The 20526-nt window shown below is 46.2% G+C and carries 22 protein-coding genes; 13 read left to right on the forward strand and 9 right to left on the reverse strand.

Going from position 1 to position 20526, the window contains the following annotated elements; genetic code table 11:
- Positions 1-153: 153 nt before the first annotated feature.
- Entirely contained in the window at positions 154-1926 is a 1773-nt protein-coding gene (locus AC58UX_RS04795; protein WP_497249946.1) for a cache domain-containing sensor histidine kinase, read from the forward strand.
- 48 nt (positions 1927-1974) lie between these two features.
- Here AC58UX_RS04795 and AC58UX_RS04800 read toward each other — a convergent pair whose 3' ends face one another.
- A complete protein-coding gene (locus AC58UX_RS04800; protein ID WP_497249947.1) occupies positions 1975-2841 on the reverse strand; it encodes a helix-turn-helix domain-containing protein in 867 nt (288 codons plus the stop codon).
- 128 nt (positions 2842-2969) lie between these two features.
- Here AC58UX_RS04800 and AC58UX_RS04805 point away from each other — a divergent pair, with 128 nt between their 5' ends.
- Complete coding sequence (locus AC58UX_RS04805) at positions 2970-4472, forward strand: L-fucose/L-arabinose isomerase family protein (RefSeq protein WP_497249948.1); 1503 nt, start codon at positions 2970-2972, stop codon at positions 4470-4472.
- 59 nt (positions 4473-4531) lie between these two features.
- Here AC58UX_RS04805 and AC58UX_RS04810 read toward each other — a convergent pair whose 3' ends face one another.
- The gene (locus AC58UX_RS04810; protein WP_497249949.1) at positions 4532-4726 is read right to left on the reverse strand and encodes a hypothetical protein; all 195 of its coding nucleotides are present in this window, start codon (positions 4724-4726) and stop codon (positions 4532-4534) included.
- Positions 4727-4937: 211 nt separating this feature from the next.
- Here AC58UX_RS04810 and AC58UX_RS04815 point away from each other — a divergent pair, with 211 nt between their 5' ends.
- The 3 genes from AC58UX_RS04815 (at position 4938) to AC58UX_RS04825 (ending at position 6825) form a co-directional block, all read left to right on the forward strand.
- Positions 4938-5939 (forward strand): LLM class flavin-dependent oxidoreductase, encoded by a 1002-nt coding sequence (locus tag AC58UX_RS04815; RefSeq protein ID WP_497249950.1) that lies wholly within the window; start codon positions 4938-4940, stop codon positions 5937-5939.
- Positions 5940-6001: 62 nt separating this feature from the next.
- Positions 6002-6217, forward strand: coding sequence for a hypothetical protein (locus AC58UX_RS04820; RefSeq protein ID WP_497249951.1), 216 nt, complete (start codon positions 6002-6004; stop codon positions 6215-6217).
- Between the two features lie 134 nt (positions 6218-6351).
- Entirely contained in the window at positions 6352-6825 is a 474-nt protein-coding gene (locus AC58UX_RS04825) for a GlcG/HbpS family heme-binding protein (protein ID WP_497249952.1), read from the forward strand.
- Positions 6826-6870: 45 nt separating this feature from the next.
- Here the strand turns inward: AC58UX_RS04825 and AC58UX_RS04830 are convergent, their stop codons facing one another.
- The 4 genes from AC58UX_RS04830 to kduI are packed head-to-tail and all read right to left on the reverse strand — an operon-like array spanning position 6871 to position 10125.
- Positions 6871-7704: a sugar phosphate isomerase/epimerase family protein gene (locus AC58UX_RS04830; RefSeq protein ID WP_497249953.1), complete on the reverse strand. Its 834-nt coding sequence runs from the start codon at positions 7702-7704 to the stop codon at positions 6871-6873.
- A complete protein-coding gene (gene kduD, locus AC58UX_RS04835; RefSeq protein WP_497249954.1) occupies positions 7705-8457 on the reverse strand; it encodes a 2-dehydro-3-deoxy-D-gluconate 5-dehydrogenase KduD in 753 nt (250 codons plus the stop codon).
- Positions 8458-8501: 44 nt separating this feature from the next.
- Positions 8502-9257: a DeoR/GlpR family DNA-binding transcription regulator gene (locus AC58UX_RS04840; RefSeq protein WP_497249955.1), complete on the reverse strand. Its 756-nt coding sequence runs from the start codon at positions 9255-9257 to the stop codon at positions 8502-8504.
- A 34-nt stretch (positions 9258-9291) separates the two neighbouring features.
- Positions 9292-10125, reverse strand: coding sequence for a 5-dehydro-4-deoxy-D-glucuronate isomerase (gene kduI / locus AC58UX_RS04845; RefSeq protein WP_497249956.1), 834 nt, complete (start codon positions 10123-10125; stop codon positions 9292-9294).
- Between the two features lie 209 nt (positions 10126-10334).
- Here kduI and AC58UX_RS04850 point away from each other — a divergent pair, with 209 nt between their 5' ends.
- From AC58UX_RS04850 to AC58UX_RS04875, 6 genes are all read left to right on the forward strand, one after another.
- Positions 10335-10499: a hypothetical protein gene (locus AC58UX_RS04850; RefSeq protein WP_497249958.1), complete on the forward strand. Its 165-nt coding sequence runs from the start codon at positions 10335-10337 to the stop codon at positions 10497-10499.
- Positions 10500-10569: 70 nt separating this feature from the next.
- Complete coding sequence (locus tag AC58UX_RS04855) at positions 10570-11541, forward strand: AraC family transcriptional regulator (RefSeq protein WP_497249960.1); 972 nt, start codon at positions 10570-10572, stop codon at positions 11539-11541.
- 91 nt (positions 11542-11632) lie between these two features.
- Positions 11633-13138, forward strand: a complete 1506-nt coding sequence (locus tag AC58UX_RS04860; RefSeq protein WP_497249962.1) for an alpha-glucosidase/alpha-galactosidase — start codon at positions 11633-11635, stop codon at positions 13136-13138.
- Between the two features lie 130 nt (positions 13139-13268).
- Entirely contained in the window at positions 13269-13586 is a 318-nt protein-coding gene (locus tag AC58UX_RS04865) for a cupin domain-containing protein (RefSeq protein ID WP_497250072.1), read from the forward strand.
- A gap of 75 nt (positions 13587-13661) precedes the next feature.
- Positions 13662-15515, forward strand: a complete 1854-nt coding sequence (locus tag AC58UX_RS04870; protein WP_497249964.1) for a sensor histidine kinase — start codon at positions 13662-13664, stop codon at positions 15513-15515.
- The gene (locus AC58UX_RS04875) at positions 15508-16266 is read left to right on the forward strand and encodes a response regulator transcription factor (RefSeq protein ID WP_497249966.1); all 759 of its coding nucleotides are present in this window, start codon (positions 15508-15510) and stop codon (positions 16264-16266) included. Before AC58UX_RS04870 ends, AC58UX_RS04875 begins: the two co-directional genes overlap by 8 nt.
- A gap of 34 nt (positions 16267-16300) precedes the next feature.
- Here AC58UX_RS04875 and AC58UX_RS04880 read toward each other — a convergent pair whose 3' ends face one another.
- The 3 genes from AC58UX_RS04880 to AC58UX_RS04890 are packed head-to-tail and all read right to left on the reverse strand — an operon-like array spanning position 16301 to position 19169.
- Positions 16301-17329 carry a TRAP transporter substrate-binding protein gene (locus AC58UX_RS04880; protein ID WP_497249968.1) on the reverse strand — a complete coding sequence of 343 codons (1029 nt, stop codon included), beginning with the start codon at positions 17327-17329 and terminating at the stop codon, positions 16301-16303.
- Positions 17330-17373: 44 nt separating this feature from the next.
- Positions 17374-18666: a TRAP transporter large permease gene (locus tag AC58UX_RS04885; protein ID WP_497249970.1), complete on the reverse strand. Its 1293-nt coding sequence runs from the start codon at positions 18664-18666 to the stop codon at positions 17374-17376.
- Positions 18666-19169 (reverse strand): TRAP transporter small permease, encoded by a 504-nt coding sequence (locus tag AC58UX_RS04890; protein WP_497249972.1) that lies wholly within the window; start codon positions 19167-19169, stop codon positions 18666-18668. The genes AC58UX_RS04885 and AC58UX_RS04890 overlap by 1 nt, the downstream gene beginning before the upstream one ends.
- A gap of 153 nt (positions 19170-19322) precedes the next feature.
- Here AC58UX_RS04890 and AC58UX_RS04895 point away from each other — a divergent pair, with 153 nt between their 5' ends.
- Together AC58UX_RS04895 and AC58UX_RS04900 are read left to right on the forward strand one after the other, a co-directional pair.
- Positions 19323-19955 (forward strand): ThuA domain-containing protein, encoded by a 633-nt coding sequence (locus AC58UX_RS04895; protein WP_497249974.1) that lies wholly within the window; start codon positions 19323-19325, stop codon positions 19953-19955.
- 91 nt (positions 19956-20046) lie between these two features.
- Complete coding sequence (locus tag AC58UX_RS04900) at positions 20047-20373, forward strand: L-rhamnose mutarotase (RefSeq protein WP_497249976.1); 327 nt, start codon at positions 20047-20049, stop codon at positions 20371-20373.
- Positions 20374-20526 lie beyond the last annotated feature (153 nt).

The raw sequence follows: 20526 nt of genomic DNA on the forward strand, positions 1-20526 counted from the left end.
TGGAAACGCCCGTCAGAATGCGAATTCTGAAGGCGTTTTCTTGCTGTTATAAAGGAGATTCCTGCAGGCATAGCGAACCTACTGGTAGCTATTGCGCAAAGGCGCTGTCCATGACGGCTATGGCGAAAGCTTTGGAAAGGATGATAAGCAGATATGCGCAAAATGCTGCAAAATATGAAGTTGATGAAAAAGCTGATTCTCCTTCTGATCGTTTTCGTTGTGATTCCAACGCTCGTCTTGGATTTGGTCGTTGCCAAGAAGCTGGAATCCATTACAGAGGAACAAGTAGGGACGGCGCTGCTCCAGTTAGTTCGCGGAAGCCATCTGACACTCGATCGGGAAAGCAGCGATTTTGAGGAAAAAACAGAAAAAATTATGATTTCGCAGGAAATCCAACAGTTGGTCAGCGTCCCGTCATCCTCGGAATATGAACGCTTTGAGATTTTCAAAACGTTAGATAAATATTTGAACAATTACTCCACTAATGCCGTAAGGTATTCTCTCTTTTTCTCAGATAAAGATAAACTGTACTCCTTCGTGCCCAATTCAGACCTGTTGAATAATGGCGTGTTTTATTCGACGGATATGACCGATCTTTCGTGGTATAAAGCGGTCAGCAATGCGAAGGGAAAAGGCATTATTCGCGTCATCGATAAATTCGGCTACAACCCGAATAACATGCAAACTGTCGCTTATTTGAGGCAATTAAACAGCATTTATAATGGCGAGACCGTCATCGGCTACTTGGTTGTATCGGGGATTGAGAACCCGCTGCAGTTGGATTTTGTGCCTTTTGATAAGTATAAAGATGCACAGATCCTGCTCCTTGATCCCGATAATACCGTTCTAGCAACGAATACGGAAGCCTTCGATATTGGCGCAAAGATAGGAGTACCTGAGGGGAAAGAAGAAGGGGTTTATAAACAAATCGAAAACGGAAATGAAATTATGTCCGTCATTCATACGAGTGAATATACGGGGACCAAGCTGCTTATGCGCGTTCCGGTTCAGTCGATTATTATCGATCATATTAGCGTTCAGCGCCTCGTGGATTGGATTATGGTGATCTATTTCTTGATTCTGATCTTGGCGAGCATGTATTTTATTCAGTCGATCTTGAAGCCGATCTCTCGATTAGCGCGTATTACGAATTCATATCACCCAGGCAAACCTTTAGCCATTACCATGCATGCCGAGAGTAAAAATGAGATTGTGCTGCTTAGCAACCATTTCATCCGCATGACCAATCGATTGAATCAGACGATTTATGATCAATTTGAGCTAGAGTTAAAGCACAAGGAAGTTGAATTGTCGATATTGCATACACAAATTAATCCGCATTTACTATATAACACGTTGGAGTCCGTCTATTGGCATACTTTAATGGAAGGGGCAGCGGAATCAGCGGAAATGATTAAGGATTTGTCGCTCATTATGCGAATTGGCCTTAGTAAAGGGAAGCTGCTGATTCCCGTCATGGAAGAAATCAATCATGCCGAAGCGTATGTGCGGCTCCAATTGTTCCGCTATGAGTACGCGTTTAAAGCACATTGGGACATTGAAGAAGAAGCTAAGCGCTTCCTTATGCCGAAGGTGCTCCTGCAGCCGATTATTGAGAATGCCATTCTACATGGTATCAAAAACATGAGCCATGACGGGGAATTATGGATCAAGGTGAAGCACAACGATGGAAAAGTTATCATCAGCGTGGAGGACAACGGTTATCGCCCGGCGGATATAGCGATGCTGAATGCGATTTTGCAGGGGAAAGAGAGCAACAAAGGGTTTGGGATCATAAACGTACAGAAGCGGATTCAGCTGCATTTTGGCGAAGGATATGGCTTGCAGTACGCCTTGCGGGAGGAGCAGGGGGTGCGGGCTTGGATTGAGATCCCCGCGGTGCTGGATGAGACGGATTGGAAGTAGGGGGTGGCGGCTAGGGAGCAGGGATTGAGACCCCACAACCTTGCCCCCCTAGCGGGGGCGCTGCCATTTCTTTCGGTAAACAAGCGGCGTATCGCCGGTGCGGTCCTTGAACAGATTGATGAAGTGGCTGACGTTGTCAATGCCAATTGCGGCAGCGATTTCGGAGATAGGCATATCGGAATACTTCAGGCGTTCCTTCGCATGGGTCATGCGGATGCCAATCAAGTATTCATGCGGCGAGAAGCCTGTGTATTGCTTAAAACGTTTGGCCATATGATACTTGCTGACGGCGTGATCACGCGCAAGCTGATCTAGGGAAATAGCTTCCGTGAATCTGGACTCCAACGTTTGGCAAATAGGATCGATGTAATCAGGCTTGTCCGACGGGGACGAGCCTATTTCTTGTGCGGAAAGGACGACCTCCGTTAGCAGCTCGACAAGCAGCTTTGATGTGAGCAGTTCGGTTGCAGCGCTTCTTTGTTGCTGGATGTGCAAGGCTTGACGAAGAATGGATGACGCGGAGGAATCGGTCGTTAGCTGGATGACGGGCTCGTGAGACGCTGCATACTGCTCATAGTAAGCCGCAGTAGCACTGCCGTGTAAATGGACCCAGTGCAGCTCGAGCGGCTCCTGAGGAGCGGTTGCATAGTGATGGTAGCTATCACAATGGATAAAAAATACTTGATGGGCACCTAACGGATAGCTCCGATTTTGATATATCAACTGCCCACTCCCTGCTAGAACGTAGACAATCAAATAGGAATCAAGTCCTTCACGCTCTGTGAAATAGCCAGGGAGGGTATGGAAATGACCAATTTCCTGGACGTAAAACAGATTCGTCTTGGCAAACGCAGATGGGCTCGAAATGAACCGGATAGAGGCCTCCGTCCATGCGGTTGTATAATTTTCTTTCATTTTAGAGGCGCCTCCAATGCGAGAACAAGATTCTATTATTTTTAACCAAGATACTTGGATGATATCTCAATTGTAAGCCATTACAATAGGTTTATAAAGCTATTATTTTATGAATAGGAGATGCATCTATGTCTATATATCCAGCCATTAAAGCAAGCCTTAAGCCGCGAATCGGGTTGTACTCGGTTGGTCTTCGGGCTTACTGGGAGCAGTTCCCCGGTTTAAAAGAGCGGTTAGAAGAGTACGGACGTTTTATCGAAAAACGCATGTCATCTTGGGCAGATGTGTTTTACTATGGACTTGTCGATACGGAAGGAGAGGGACGTAAGGCAGGGGAGTGGTTGAGCGAACGCAATGTTGATCTCGTATTTTGCCATGCTGCCACCTATTCAACGAGTTCGACGGTGCTGCCGGTTCATCAGATTTGTAAAGCCCCTGTTGTGTTTCTTAACTTGCAGCCAACAGCGAGATTGAATTATGAGCAATCGACGACGGGGGAATGGTTAGCGCATTGCGGCGCTTGTCCTGTGCCGGAGTTTGCCAATGTGTTCAACCGAGCGGGTATTCCCTTCCGCGTTGTGAACGGCATGCTGGGTCTGGATTATACACCCGCCATCTCCTTAACGGATGAAGTGACGCATGAGCGCCGTGAAGCGCTTCGTGCGTGGAAGGAAATCGAGGAGTGGGTTCGCGCAGCGGGTGTGCCAAGAACGCTACAGCGCAGCCGTTTCGGCTTCTTGGGCAATACATACAGCGGGATGCTTGATATGTATAGCGATTTTACGATGATTTCCTCTCAGACAGGTCTTCATGTTGAAGTGTTGGAAATGTGTGATCTGGACCGCATGCTGCGCGAAGTAACGCCGCAGGATGTGAAGCAGAAGCTGGATGAGCTGCACGACATGTTCCAAATCAGCGGCGACTCACCTTCGGATCCGATTGCGAAGAAGCCGACTGAGGAGCAACTGGAGTGGTGCTGCCGCGTAGCTGCTGCTCAGGAAAAGCTTGTGCGAGCTTATGATTTAGATGCCTTATCGTACTACTACCACGGCGCGCCAGGCGGCGAGTATGAGAAGCTGCAAGGCGGCTTCATTGTGGGCCACTCGCTGCTCACAGCGCGAGGTATTCCTTGCTCTGGCGAAGGAGACCTGAAGACGGCTGTCGCGATGAAAATCAGCGATATACTCGGTGTCGGCGGCTCCTTCTCGGAAATCGTCGTCGTGGATTACATCGACGAGACGATTTTGCTGGGCCATGACGGACCGTTCCACATCGCGATTTCCGAAGGAAAGCCGATATTGCGCGGCATGGGGCTGTATCACGGCAAGCAGGGCACAGGCGTGTCCGTCGAAGCGAAGGTGAAAACCGGAGCGATCACGACCTTGAACGTGACGCAGACCGGCGACGGCAGGCTGAAGCTCATCTCCAGCGAAGGCGAGTCCACGAATGGGCCGATCATGAAAATCGGTAACACACAGACGCCGGTGAAGTTCCGTGACCACCCAGACGCGTACATGTCGCGCTGGTTCGCCGAGGCGCCTACGCATCACTGTGCGATGTCGATTGGGCATAATGCGTCTCAGTTCCAGAAAGTCGCGGAGCTGATGAAGTTGAATCATGTGATTTTATAGTTAGGATATACTAAAAAAGCAACCGTCCATATAGGATAGTTGCTTTTTTAACATGCTATTTAGTTTTGAGGCATGGATGACGACTCTTCAGCCGTATTAAAGTTTTCGGTCACATCGATGTAATGATCGATGGAATCAAGCACCTGACTAAGCGGTGATTGTGCAAAAATAATACGATCCGCATGAATCGCGTTATAAGTGTCATCGGATTTGCTTATTTTGAAACCTCTATAATTCTCGTAAATAGTTTTCATAGTAATCGCTCCCTCGCTAGGATGTATATAATAAAATACCACCTTATGGATAAGTTTGGTAGAGGTGTAAAATAAGAGATTCTGTCAAATTATGAGTGATGAAGTAATTTTCTCATTAATTTGTATGGGATGAAGAGATAGGTGGAAAGTGAGTCGTAATTTTTGCTATTCTGTGTTTATTTATGTTACAGTTAAATAGAGGTGATGACAAGTGTTAAAATTAAGTATTTTGGATCAATCGCAAATTGGAGAAGGTCGTAATGCGGCGCAAACGTTGGCTGAGACGACCGAGCTTGCTCAAGAAGCAGATCGCATAGGTTACAGCCGCTTTTGGGTGTCGGAGCATCATGCTTCACAAGCCTTGGCGCATTCGAGTCCTGAGGTGTTGATCGCACATTTGGCTGCCAAAACAGAGCGTATTCGACTTGGCTCTGGGGGCATCATGATGCCTCATTATAGTGCATACAAAGTTGCAGAAAACTTCCGCTTGCTGGAGGCGCTGCATCCAGGACGTATAGACGTAGGCTTGGGCCGAGCACCAGGCGGCATGCCCATATCCACGCGAGCGTTACAAGAGGGAAAATACACAAGCGTTGACTCCTACCCGCAGCAAATCGCTGATTTGACGGGGTATTTATATGATTCTTTGCCGGCTAACCATCGGTTTGCCGCGTTGCATGCGTCGCCGATTATTCCGACGGCACCGGAGATTTGGCTGCTTGGATCGTCCTATGACAGTGCGCGACTTGCTGCGGAGCAAGGGACTGCATTTGGCTTCGCGCAGTTTTTTGGAAACGCGGATTGCGAGCAGGCGCTGCGCATTTACCGCGAGCATTTCACGCCGTCCAAATTGAATGAGAAGCCGCATTCGCTTGCTGCGGTGTTAGTCATCTGCGCGGACACGGAAGAAGAAGCGAATCAACTGGCGTTGAGCACGGACTTATTCTTCTTGTCATTAAGCAAGGGGATGCTGCTGCCTTCGTTCCCATCGGTGCGTACAGCGCAGAATTATCCGTATACCGAGAATGACTATGCGATGATTCGGAGCCGCCGCCATCAACGAATTGTCGGCACGCCGAATCAAGTGAAGGAACAGATCTTGAAGCTGAATGAGGCGTATCACGCCGATGAAATCATGGTGGTTTCGCCGATTCATAACATCGAGGCGCGTTTGCACTCGTATCGTTTGCTGGCGAAAGCGTTTGAGTTGTAGAATGCATTTGCGTTTTTTGGTAACTGCCATTACACTTAAACAAAAAACGGTGGAGTGGTCGTATGAGCAAGAATCGCGTATGGAACAAGGGTAAACGGAATGGTGGAGGCGGGCCTGCACCTGGCACAGGGTACAAAGAAAAGCTTGCCGCAGAGCAGGGATTGAAGCCGGAGGTTGTTGATCTCTCGAATCCGATTAATCAGGTGAAGCGCATGAGCCGTGAGAACTGGGTGGAACGCCCGACTCGAATCGTTCGTGGGCAGCAGTCGAATCAATAAGTATGTTCAAAAGCCTACTTGGTCTCCTTCATGGGGGATATGTAGGCTTTTTTTACGACTTTTTTCGCCCTCAGCCCCATATAAATGGAAAATGTGCAGTGGGCAGGAAGTTTCGACAAAGGAGGCCATTCATCATGAGATCCGTATGGAAGCTAGAAATCGAGGAAGCGAAGGTGATGATTGCTGCGGGTATTCAAGCTGCGTTGGAAGCGAAAGCGGCAGAAACAATCTGCATAGTCGACGAAGGCGGATACCTATTAGCGTTAGAGCGCATGAATGGCGCGCGCAATACGAGTCCGGAGCTGGCAATGGCGAAGGCTTTTACAGCGAGTGGACATCGACGTTCGACGCATCTGTTTAATCAGCCTGGCGGGCCGGCGACAGTCCATGGCGAAGCCTTTGGAATTCACGCGATGATGCCGGGGAAGTTTGCGATTTTCGTAGGCGGATTTCCGATTGTGGTAAATGGTCAAGTCATTGGCGGAGTAGGTGTCAGCGGTGGGGCTGGCGACGAAGATATTGCTGTTGGCGTGGCGGCACTGAAGGCGCTGCAGCAGCATCTCGGGGAGCACTACGAGGTTCTTACTGATGCGGATATTAAAAGGTGAAAAAACCCCCGACACCTCTCCATAGAGAGAAGTCGGGGTTCTTCTTTAAAGTAAGCCTCTAACGTAGGCAAACGTTTCTTCAATCGTATGATTTTCCAAACGCTCCAGGGAAATATCGACGCCTGGCTTATGCGCGTGAAGCTTCGCTAAGAAAGAGGCTGTCTCGAATATGCCTTGACCGGACGGAATTTCATTCTTTTGACCATTGTTCACGACATAATCTTTCAGATGCGTCAGCACAATGCGGCTGCCAAAAGTTGCAAAGGCATGATCCAAGAAAGCTTCTTGGTCACGCGGCTCAACCACAGTTGGCGGAATCAAATTTACCGGATCAAAAACGACACCCAGCGTGCTGGAAGGCACTTCTGAAAGAATTCGCGCCATTTTCTCTGTACTGGACAACGTATGCGTGAAAACAGGCTCTAAACCGATATGAACGCCCCAACGCTCGGCTTCTTCGGCTAATTCCTCAACCGTTTGCCTCAGGATGGACCAACCTTTGGCCTCATACCCGTTAGGGTCCTCCGCAAGATAAGTCGTCAGATCACCAGTCTCAGTAGCCACGATGGACGTACCGAAATCACGAGCATAACGCAAATGCTCTTTGAATCGATCGATTTCATAACGACGCTGCGTCGGATCAGGATGAACCGGGTTGATGTAACAACCGAGGACACCAATTCGAATGCCTGCGCGCTGAAATTGCTCGCCAATATGATTGGCAAGTGCCGGGCTTAATTTCCCTAGACTTAAATCATAATCGCTAATTGCTTTACTGAGCGCTAACTGAACGAAATCAATGCCGCGACCGCTTAGCTTCGCAGTCAGTTCCTTCAAGGGCAGGTGACCGACGGTATGAGCGAGTGTCCCGATTCCCATCTATCTAGCCATCCATCCGCCGTCCACGCAAAGCACGTGACCGTTCATGTAATCGGAAGCATTAGAGGACAAGAAGACAACAGGGCCTTTCAAATCCTCAGGTGAACCCCAACGACCTGCTGGGATACGCTCTGTGATCGAAGCTGTGCGTTTCTCATCTTTAAGAATAGGCGCCGTGTTATTTGTCGTCATATAGCCTGGAGCAATGGCGTTGATTTGGATGCCTTTTCCAGCCCACTCGTTCGCTAATGCTTTCGTCACACCTGCAATGGCGTGCTTACTAGCTGTGTAGCCAGGAACGTTAATTCCGCCTTGGTACGTTAGCATGGAAGCAATGTTTACGATTTTACCGCTGCCGCGTTCAATCATATGACGACCAACCAACTGGCAAAGGAAGAAAGCAGAGTTCAAGTTCAAGTCAATCACATCGTGCCAATCTTGACGTGCGTGATCAACGGCTGGTGTACGGCGAATAATGCCCGCATTGTTAACCAGAATATCGATGCCGCCGTAAATACCAATCGCTCTAGCAACGACATCCTCAAGAATATCTTCGTTGCTAAGGTCTGCTGCGATAAGCTCAGCTTTTCCACCTAAAGCGCGGATCGCTTCTACGGTTTGTACGCTTTCAGAGGAAGATACCGCGATCACGTTCGCGCCAGCTTCTGCAAGTCCGATTGCCATGGCTTGACCAAGGCCGCCTGAAGCACCTGTAACGAATGCTGTTTTTCCGGATAGATTAAAAAGTGTCATGACGTACTCCTTTTCAAAAAAGAAATTATATTTGCAACTTTTACTTACGGTGTTTCAATTTGAACGCCAGTTTCGCGGAACTGCGAAGCCGTTTCTTCGGACAAGCCGCTGTCGGTTAAAATCATGGCCACCTCGGACAGGGTTGCGAAGGTTCGCAACGCACATTGCCCGAATTTGAAATGATCGATAACCCCATACACGGTGGCGCTTGAACCGATCAAAGCGCGCTTATATTCAACAAGATCATTCGTATAAATCGTAAAGCCATGCTGCAAATGCACGCCAGTGGCGGAAATAAACGATTTCTGAATGTTCAAGTCTTGGACATACTTAACGGCTTCCGGGCCAGCAAGCATGTTGCGCAACCGATAGCCGCCAGGCACGACAAGCCGAATTTCATCTTTTTGGACAAGCTCGGAGATGATGTAGAGATCGTTAGTTACAACCGTAAGCGGCTGATTATCCAGCCGCCTAGCGATTTCAAGCGTCGTAGAGCCGCCATCCAGTGCGATAATATCGCGGGGCTGGATGTATCGGAGTGCGAGGGACGCAATCTCCGATTTTTTGTCTGTATGCTTGATATTCGGTTCTTTCGCAGAGAGAATGCCTAGTTGATCACTTTGAGCTAGCATCGCACCGCCATGGATGCGGATGAGCAGCCCTTTTTCCTCCAGCTTGGCTAAATCCTCGCGAATAGTTTTTCCGGTTACTTCAAGTCGTTCGCTCAGCTCATTGACGGTTACTTCTTTCTGAGCAAGAAGAACTTCCATTATAGTTTCATATCTACGTAAAGGATTCATCGGGTTTCATCCGTTCTATATAGGGGATTACCGATTATTTTAGATCTTGCATTGCTACAGCGTCCATGTCGTTGAACATTTGGTTTTCGCCAGCCATACCCCAAATGAAGGTGTAGTTGTTCGTGCCAACACCGCTGTGAATGGACCAGCTTGGTGAAATGACCGCTTGCTCATTGCGCATAACAATGTGACGCGTTTGTTGCGGCTCACCCATCATGTGGAAGACAACAGCATCTTCTGGCATGTCAAAATAGAAATAAACTTCAGCACGACGGTTGTGCGTATGTGTTGGCATTGTGTTCCACATGTTGCCTGGCTTCAATAGTGTCATCCCCATAACGAGTTGACAACTTTGAACACCATCCAAGTGGATGTATTTATAGATCGTACGCTCATTGGACGTGTTGATGCTGCCTAGGTGTGCAGGCGTTGCTTCGCTAATCGCAACTTTAACGGTTGGATACGTTTTGTGAGCTGGTGTGGAGTTGAAATAGAATTTAGCTGGGTTAGCAGCATCATCACTTGCGAAAGTGATTTCTTTGGAACCTAAACCGATGTAGATACAATCTTTGGAATCCATTGTGTAGGCTGTACCATCAACTGTGATTGTCCCTCTTGCGCCTACGTTGATGATGCCGATTTCACGACGCTCTAGGAAGTAGTCTGCTGCCATCTCTTTGCGATCAGCTTCTAATTGAAGCGTTTCTGTCGTTGGCAGTACGCCACCGATAATGAAACGGTCAACGTGTGAGTAAACTAATGTCACTTGATTTTCAGAGAATAAGGACTGTACTTGAAACTCAGCTTGCAAGCGTTCAGTGTCAAATTGTTTAACTTCGTTCGGGTGTGAGGCATAACGGATTTCCATCGTGTAATCTCTCCTTAGAGTTGGTTTATTTGTGTTGATATACGTTCATATAGGTTTAATTTACTTCATATCATCCATTTAGGCAAGGAGATCTTCGAAGCTTTTTTAGGAAATTTGGCAAGTTGTGAATAAAGTGAGTGGATTATGTACAAAACAAACAAACGAGTGCGGTTTTTGAATAAAGATGTGAAATGAGGAGGTGTATGCGCATGGATAAAAGTCACTATTTTGATCATGTATGTAATGATACAATCCCTACCCAACCGGAAGAGGAAGATACAACACCGACAGATATGCTAAGTGATGCTGTTGCAGAAATCATGGATAATTTGAGCCATCCATTTTCAGAAGATGATTATACGGATCGAGACTAAAAGATTTGCATGGCTAGTCTTACATAACACCTAATCCCGTCCACTAGGATGGGATTTTCTTTTTTAGATCATGGGAGTACAATATCCATTAAGATTGGATGGGAAGGAGCACCCGATGCCTCAAGCGACACGTCTGTTTCCTGAAATGATGATGGATTCCCCCTGCTATCCGCAGGTGGTTGCTTATTATTTTAAACAATGGCAAGGCTTTCATATGCCCTTTCACCGCCATGATGCTGCAGAGATTATGTATACGATACAAGGTTTTTGTGAGGTTGAGATCCAGCTGTCTCCTGCCCGAACCGAAAAGGTGAGATTGAAAAAAGGAGAGTTCATCCTGCTCAATGCGAATATCGCCCATCGACTCATTGTGGAGGAAGATGAGCCCTGCCGCATGCTTAATGTGGAATTCCGCTTTACTGCACATAAGGGGGCAATGCCCTCCATTCAGCAATTAGCCGCGGATGAGAAGCAATTATCATCCCTGTTGGACGTCCAGACGGGTTATTTAGTACTGCGTGATCCAGACGAAGTCTATCATGTGATGAAGAGCTTGGTGTTAGAGCTAGATAAGCCGGCTGATAAAAGTGAGACGATGATTCAATTGTTGATTGCCCAGCTGCTGATCCGAATTGCTCGTTTGCGTCGTGAAAGCGGTAGCAGCAGTTTGGTGCAAAGCGAATGGTATGTGAAACAGAGCATGGACTACATGCATCAAAATTATGATCGTGAGATCCAAGTCAAGGATATAGCTGGAGCTGTGAATTTACATCCTGGCTATTTACAGCGGATATTCAAAACGGTGACAGGGCAAACCATGATGGCCTATTTAACTGGCATAAGGATGGAGAAGGCGCAAATGTTGCTGCTCGAAACAGACATTCCGATTGCAGATATTTCGGATTATATCGGGGTTGGCAGCAGGCAGTATTTTCACATGTTATTTAAAGCTCATACGGATCTAACACCAACGGATTATCGAAAATCGATGAACACACACAAGCATATGTATCCAGAGGAAGTTAGGATTTTTGACAATTAACCAGGAATGTGGTTAGAAATTTGATAACGTTTTCTCTCATCACCTTGATACAATGTGAAGCATAGACGAAGTGATAGAGAGGGCGATAAATATGGCATTTAAGGTAGCCTTTATTGGTGCAGGAAGTATCGGATTCACACGTGGACTTCTACGAGATTTACTAGCTGTTCCTGAATTTCATAACATTCAAGTGGCTTTTACAGACATAAATCCGCACAATTTAGAAATGGTGACAGAGCTCTGCCAACGGGATATTCATGAGAATGGGTTATCGATTCAGATTCAAGCGACGACGAATCGCAGGGAAGCGCTAGCAGGTGCGAAATACGTACTTTGTACAATACGTGTTGGTGGTCTCGAAGCTTTTGCAACAGATGTGGACATTCCATTGAAATACGGCGTGGATCAATGCGTAGGCGATACCTTGTGCGCAGGCGGCATCATGTACGGACAGCGTGGCATCTCCGAAATGCTGCGCATTTGTCAGGATATTCGCGAGGTTGCTGCACCTGATGTCACGCTGTTGAATTATGCGAACCCTATGGCGATGTTGACTTGGGCTTGCAATAAGTACGGCGGCGTTCGCACGGTTGGTCTCTGTCACGGGGTTCAGCATGGCCATCATCAAATCGCAAATGTGTACGGATTGGATAAGAAAGACGTGGACATTATTTGCGCAGGCATTAATCATCAAACGTGGTATATCCAAGCTTCTCATCAGGGGAAGGATTTGACCGCAGGGCTGCTAGACGCATTTGAAAATCATGCTGAGTATGCACGAACGGAAAAGGTTCGTATTGATATGCTGCGCCGCTTTGGCTACTATAGCACGGAGTCGAATGGACATTTGAGCGAATATGTTCCGTGGTATCGGAAGCGGGCAAGTGAAATTCAGGATTGGATTGATATGGGATCCTGGATTAATGGTGAAACAGGTGGCTACCTGCGTGTATGCACGGAGGGACGTCGCTGGTTTGAAACGGATTTCCCGAACTGGATGAAGGATCCGGCTTTCGTGTATGCGAGCGAGAAACGCAGTGATGAGCATGGCTCCTACATCATTGAAAGCCTGGAAACAGGGCGCGTTTATCGTGGGCATTTTAACATGGTCAATAAAGGGGTTATATCGAATTTACCGGATGATGCTATTATCGAAGCGCCAGGCTATGTCGATCGCAACGGCATTTCGATGCCGAGAGTTGGTGATCTGCCAATTGGCCCAGCCGCGGTGTGTAATGTCAGTATTTCGGTTCAACGCTTAGCGGTAGAAGCGGCTGTACATGGGGATGACAAGCTGCTGCGTCAAGCATTTATGATGGATCCTCTCGTTGGTGCTGTCTGCAATCCGAAGGAAATTTGGCAAATGGTTGATGAAATGTTGGTTGCCCAAGAGGCTTGGCTGCCGCAATATAGTGCGGCGATTACTGAGGCCAAACAGCGTCTTGCTGCTGGAGACCTCATTCCGACGCGTAATTATGAAGGGGCTGCCCGCCTAAAAGTGAAAACGGTCGAAGATATGCAGCGGGATCGTGAATCCGCGAATAAGAATGCTGGGGAAGCTGACAAAGGCAAAGATCGCGCCTCAACTACCGTTTAAGGTTCATTTCATTTCAAGTATGTTCATTTGGGTGCTTTTCAGATATAATTACGGGGTAAGTGAAGGGCCGCTTGCGGTCCTTCTTTTTAATTCTCATGGAAGCGTTTGAATGACGAAAGGGGAAAGTCAGATGTCTAATATTGGCGTATGGGAAGGCGCGGAGCCAGGCGTGAAGCGCTGCATTTTGAAAGCTGAGGTAGGGTTGATGATGATGGAGGTTCACTTTGAACCAGGTGCCGTTGGTTATCAGCACAGCCATGTGCATGAACAAATGTCTTACTGCTTGAAGGGGAAAATCGAATTTACAATCGATGGCGTCGTTACAGTAATTGAACAAGGCCAAACGGTTTACATACCAAGTGGAGCTAAACATGGGGTAACTGCTCTGGAAGCATCCGCACTATTAGATGTATTTACGCCAATTCGTGAAGACTTGGTGAAAAGATAGCCAGTTGCTCATGCAACTGGTTTTCCTTTTCCCGAAATGAATGCGATTACATAAGCAAAGTGAGGGGGATTGATTGTGCGGAAAAGGGGCCGAAAAGCTTGGACTTGGTTTTACCGAAGTTTATTTTTACGCGATCGACCTCTAACAGTAAAACTGCTCGTGTATTCAGCCATGCTGGTTGTGATTCCGCTGTGTGTAGTTGGATTTATCTCTTATCAGAAATCGTCCGAGGTGCTGAGAGAAGAAGCAAATTTAAGCAATGAACAAATTATTGAACAGGTAAAGCTCCATATCGAATATTACATTCGCGATTTTGAAATTGACTCGATTCGGATGCAGAACCATCCAGCGATGGGGCAGTTTCTGAGAATGACGAGTGAGCAAGAAGTGAACGAATCCCGTATCCGCGAACCGTTGATGCAGTTATTTCACGATACCGCGTATTCACGCTCGGATATTTCCCGCATTATGCTTGTCATGGAGAATAAGGCTGTTTTAGATACAAGCTTTAACAAAAACGTAACACCAGCCATCGAATTAATGCAAGAGCCTTGGTTTTCCAATGTTCCTTCTAATAGTGATATTCGACTCATCATCCGTCCGCCTTCGCCTCGTTACGAGCTCGAATACGTACCTGTACTCTCCATTGTGAAAAGGTTAGTTAGTCCGAATACGTTGGAGCCTGTAGCAACCTTAATCATGGAAGTGAATTTCAAACGCATTCAAGAAATTGCTGATCGGGTTACGATTGGTCGTACTGGCTACCTCTCCATTATCGATTCAACAGGGCACTATATGTTTTCCCCAGCCTACGAGGAGATTGGGCAACTAGCTGAGCTTGAACAATTACCGATCATTCTCACACAAGAAAGCGGTTCATATCAGGCGGCGACAGGAGATAAACCGTTCTTTACGTGGAGCAAATCTTCATATCTAAATTGGCGATTGGTTACGATGATTCCTGAATCCGAATTAACCCATGGCACACAATATATCAGGCAAACCATTTGGTGGACGGTTGTCGTAACGCTTCTCATTGCTTATTTAATTGGTATTGGATTTGCGACAAGTATTGTTCGACCGATCAGATCACTTCAATATTTCATGAAGAAGGTAAAAGAAGGGGACTTCGGGTCTCGTGTAGATATTGAATCCAAGGATGAAATCGGGCAATTAACGAATGATTTTAATAAAATGGTCGAAAAGCTGCAAGTCCTCATGGATGAAATTTACTATTCGGAGCTCCGTGAGAAAGATCTACAGCTTCGACAGAAAGAAACTGAGCTGAAAGTATTGCAATCACAAGTGAATCCTCATTTTTTGATGAATGCGTTAGAGACGGTGAGAGGTATGGCGTTGGAGCGGGATATGACGGATATTTCCGTGTTGGTTGCTTCACTCGCTCGACTTTTACGCTACAATTTGAATCATGCTGGGGCTACCATTTCAGTGCAACAAGAAATTCATATTTGTGATATGTACTTACGCATCCAGCGGTATCGGTTTCCGGATAAACTCACCTACTCATTTCAAACACCAGCATGGGCGGAGACTCAGTTGATTGCCAAGTTTGCTCTCCAGCCTTTAGTTGAGAATTGTGTCATTCATGGCATGGAAACAAGTGATAAACCTGTACATATTGAGATTTCTACCAACCGTTATGATGATCATCATTTTGTTATAGAAATAAAAGATAGTGGAACAGGAATACCCGTAGATAGACTTAGATCGTTACAGCTCGATTTACGCCAAAAGGATATGGTTACTGCGGTGTCACAGATCGGCATTGTGAATGTACATCGACGCATTTCTTATTTATTTGGGGATGAGGCTGGCCTTGAACTGGAAAGCAGCGTCGGCGTTGGAACTACAGTTAGGATTAAGCTGCCGCTGAAGCTACAAGGAAGGGGAGGAGACAGTGATGTATAAAATCATTCTTGTCGATGATGAGAAATGGGTCCGCGTCGTGCTTCGCAAAGCCGTTGAACAAACGAAGCTACCCGTGGCTATTATGCAGGAATGCGGAAATGGTTTAGAAGCGTTAGATGCGCTTCAACAGCATCAAGCTGATCTAGTCATCTCGGATATCAAGATGCCGATTATGGATGGAATTGGTTTGGCGGAGCAATTGGCACTCAAGTCGGTTAACTTGATTCTGGTTAGCGGGTATGATGATTTTCAATTTGCCCAGAAAGCGATCCGGTATGGGGTAAAGGATTTTTTACTGAAGCCTGTGGAAACGGAAGCGATGGAAGATTGTTTGCGGCGATGGATTCAAGCAAAAGAGACACAGGAAGAAGCAATTCGAGCTGATGCTCCTATCATAGAAGCCGATGAACTATCTGCTATAGCACGAGTCCAGCAATTCGTCATTGCCAATGTTCACAAAGAGATTTCGTTGACCGATGCGGCGACACTGGTTCATCTCAATCCCAGTTATTTAAGTCAGCTGTTTAAGCAGCAAACCGGAGGCAAGTTCGTTGATTTTGTGATTGAGATGCGAATGGAAGAGGCAAAGAGGCTGCTTATGAAAACGTCTTTGCGTGTCTCTGAAATTGCGGAAAGACTGGGGTATACGGATATTTCTTACTTCAGTACCACGTTTAAGAAGCTAACCTCGTTTTCACCCTTAGAATATCGTAAAAGTGGCGGAACGCTAAAAGAAAAAGGACACATCTGAGGGAGAATTTCACCTCTCATGTGTCCTTTTCTGGTTACTTCTTCGCTTTCTCGATTGCTTCAAGTGTTTCTTTATATTCACTGCGATATTTCTCAATAACAGGCTTTACAGCATCCTGCCATGGCTTCAGGTCGGAAACATCCGTAATCGTAACACCCGCTGCTTTCACTTTGGCTTCAGAATCCTTCTCGAACTTCTCCCATTCTGCTTTTTGCGTTTTTACTGATTCCTGCGCAGCTTTCTTAATTAAATCTTTATCTTCTTTAGAAAGCTTATCCCACGCTACTTTGGAGATAAGTAAAACCTCTGGTACACGTTGATGCTGGTCTAGAATGAGATTTTTCGCTTGTTGAAAATGATTTGAAGAGAAATAGCTTGGGTAATTGTTCTCTGCGGCATCGATAATGCCTGTCTGCAGGGCGTTGAAGACATCGCCATATGGCATTGGTGTTGCATTTGCACCAAGAGCAGCCATTAGATCGATATTCACTTTATTTTGAATAACTCGGATTTTGAGACCTTTAAGATCAGCTAATGTTTTGATCGGCTTCTTGGAGTAGAAGTGACGTGCTCCGGAGCTGTAATAGGCGAGTCCCTTCATGCGAGAGCTTTCCAAGCTGTCCAGGAGCTTCGTGCCTTGCTCGCTCTCTAAGAATTTCCATTGATGAGCGTCATTGTCGAAAATATACGGCAAGCTGAACACTTCATATTGCTTGTTGAAGCCGCCAAGTGCTCCGGTGCTGACACGCGTGAATTCAATGGCTCCGAGCTGAACTTGCTCGATAACGGCTTTCTCTTCACCTAGCTGAGAAGCGGGGAATACATCGATTTTGATACGTCCATCCGATGCTTGGTTGACGAGCTCTGCGAATTTCTTGTCGCCAATCGTGGTTGGGTAATCAGCAGGATGTGTTTCAGCTAAACGGAAATTCAATTTAGGTCCATCGCTTTTTTTTGTTTCTGAAGTTGAACTGGTTGTCGTTGTGCTGCCGCAAGCAGTGAGTATAAGACTGGTACCGATCACAGTGCTAAGGATGGACAGATATTTTCTTTTTTTATTCATTACGGTTATCACCCTTTATCGAAAGTTTGGTTATTCCAATATCATTACTTCATAAGATTAGGCAGCCACATGACGAGGCCTGGTATATAGGTCAGAATCATGAGAACGATACACATGACGTAGAAGAATGGCATCATCGCCTTTGTGCCTTCAGAAATCGAAATGTTGCCTATCGCGGATCCTACAAAAAGTACGGTACCAACAGGCGGGGTTAGAAGTCCAATGCCTAAGTTTAACATCATAATGATGCCGAAGTGAACAGGATCCATGCCAAGAGCTGTCACAACGGGGAGCAAAATAGGTGTCATGATTAAGATAAGCGGCGCCATATCCATCGGAGCGCCAAGTACTAATAGAAGGATATTGATAATTAACAAGATGATAATTGGATTATCTGTTACACCAAGCAGCAAATCGGTTAACATGCCAGGAACCTTGAGGAAGGCAAGTACCCAGCTAAAGGTTGCAGAGGCTGCAATTAAGAATAGCACCATGGATACCGTTCGAAAGGTACGCTTAAGTATGATCCACATACGGCTTATAGGGATATCCCTATACACGAGAAACGTTAAGATGAACGCATATAAACAAGCTAGTGCACCGCTTTCCGTGGCTGTAAACCACCCTGTGAATATCCCGCCTAAAATGATAACAGCAGTCAGCAACGACAGAAGACCGTCACGGACGATTTTTGGAATATCGCGTAAAGGAACCGTTTCACTCTTGGTATAGCCGCGTTTGATCGCGATGATGTAGCTTGTCACCATAAGAGATACACAAAGTATCAGACCAGGGACAATGCCTGCCAGGAAAAGCGATGCGATGGAGATGCCGCCGCCTGCTGCTAGGGAATAAAGGACAAGATTGTGACTTGGAGGAACGACAACCCCTTGAATGGCTGCCGAAACGGTAACACCTACGGCATAGTCCGTGTCATACCCTTTCTTTTTCATCATAGGGATCATGACAGAACCAATAGAAGAAACATCGGCGATTGCGGAGCCCGAGATGTTGCCGAAAAACATACATGCGACACAGTTGACCATGGCAAGTCCTCCGCGTATGCCTCCAACGAGAACCTGTGCAAGATTGATGAGCCGAAGGGCCATCTGTCCTTCACTCATGATCTGACCAGCGAGAATGAAGAAAGGGATCGTTAACAAGGAGTAGGAGTTCATACCTTGAATCATGGTTTGACCTACAGTGGCAAGTGGAACCTTCAAGTAAACTAGGGTAAGCAGTGATGAGCCTGCCAACGCTAAGGAGATCGGGAATCGAAGGACGATCAGACCAACGAAGGTGACACATAAGATGATGATGGCAATGGTCGAGTCCATTAGTGAGTGCCTCCTTCCTGCATGTTGACATGCCGTTTCGTTTCAAAGCCAAATAATTGCAAAAGGGCATAAGCGCAAGTCATGACGCCAGTGATTGGCATAATGACATACAGGGTGCTGTTGGGCAATCCTGTTGCTGGCAGTTCGGATTCATGCATTAAGACCGTGAAATCCCATCCATATAGCAGGAGATAGATACCAAATGCGAGAATAGTAAGTTCAATTGCCTTATCCAAGACTTTGTTGATTGGGGCAGGAAGCTTATGTGTGAAGGAATCAATCCCAAGATGAAGCTTCTCGCGAAAACCAATTGCGATTCCCATGAATGAGAACCAAACGAGTAATAGCATGGTGACTTCTTCGGACCAGAAGAAAACGAAATTGAATAGCTTGCGAGTCATGACCTGAGCGGTAACGATGACGATCATACTTAGTAATCCGATAAGAGAAGCCGACTCGATGAATGAATCAATGCCAAGTGCCAATTTTCGTAACAATCGCATAGTGAAATGGACCTCCTTTCTCTTTTTGTAAGTGCTTTCAATTTGCGATGTCTTAAGTATAGCGACCCATTAGTTAAGCAGGTACGCCATAGTTTTTAGTTTTTTTTGTAGTTTTTTTAGAATTGTTAATTTTGGGAGGAGAAGATGAATTAGATGAATGAGAAAACGAGAGTTCGATTGATTGGTGATGAGACGGATGCGCCATGGCATCCATTAGCGCCTGCGAGGCAGGAGCTGGAGTCGATTCTTGGGGCTGAATTTCAGCTCGAAGCAACCGAGGATTATCAAGCCTTTGTAACGTTGGAGCAGGAAAAGTTCTCACTTTGCTTGTCCTATACGGACTGCTGGAACCGAGATCTAACGGCAGTCCAAACCGCGGGTTTGTTAAGGTTCGTTGCGGGGGGAGGCAATCTGTTAGTTATCCATAATGGCATATCCATTCAGTGCAGCTATGAGCTAAGACAGATGATGGGGGCTAAATTTACAAGCCATCCTCCCTATCAATCACTTCACTATGTGCGGACGTCACCCGAGCATCCACTTTTGGAAGGTGTTAACAACTTTCAATTGGATGAAGAGCCATATATGTTTGAATTCGACCCGTTTACACCTAGAAATGTGTTCTTAGCCTACGAGTTTGAAGGCGTGCAGTATCCCGCTGCTTGGGAACAATCTTATGGATTGGGAAGGGTTGTTTATTTACAGCCAGGCCATCATGCGCCATCTTTTCAATCTGAGGCTTATAGAAGACTTGTCTTGAATAGTGTGCGTTGGTTGACGAAGTAACCTCTAAAGATTAGCATTGACGGTATTCTAGTGACAAAGTAAAGTGAAATTAGCAAACTTATCATTTGGAAAAAAGGAAGGATAGAACCTTATGCAAAATAGCGGGAAATTTGCTTGGACATGGACGATTCGCGAGGAAGTTTTGGAAGAGTATGTTGAGATGCATTTAGCGCCTTGGCCAGAAATTATGGAAGAACATAGCAAAGCGGGCATACGGGATTACTCCATTTTTCAAAATGGTGCGCAATTCTTCTATGTGTTCTTGTGCGATGATATTGATGCTGCTTTCGCGTATCTGGCTGAGAGCGAAGCTTGTAATCGCTGGAATGCCATTACATCTAAAATGGTTGTAGGTTCGTTCGATTTCCGTGAAGCAGTACCAATTACGCCAATGCGCGAAGTGTTTTATCTCAAATAATTTGCAAAATGGCCAAAGGGTGACTAGAGCGAATCTAGCATCCTTTTTTATTTCTTGGCCAATTTCCAAAGCTGGAATATCGTGGTTCCAAGGGAATACAAACCTACTTGAAGTACTACTAGGATTGGGATAGTATGAGGTACTGAGGACTAT

The organism is Paenibacillus sp. J22P90, assembly GCF_059692195.1.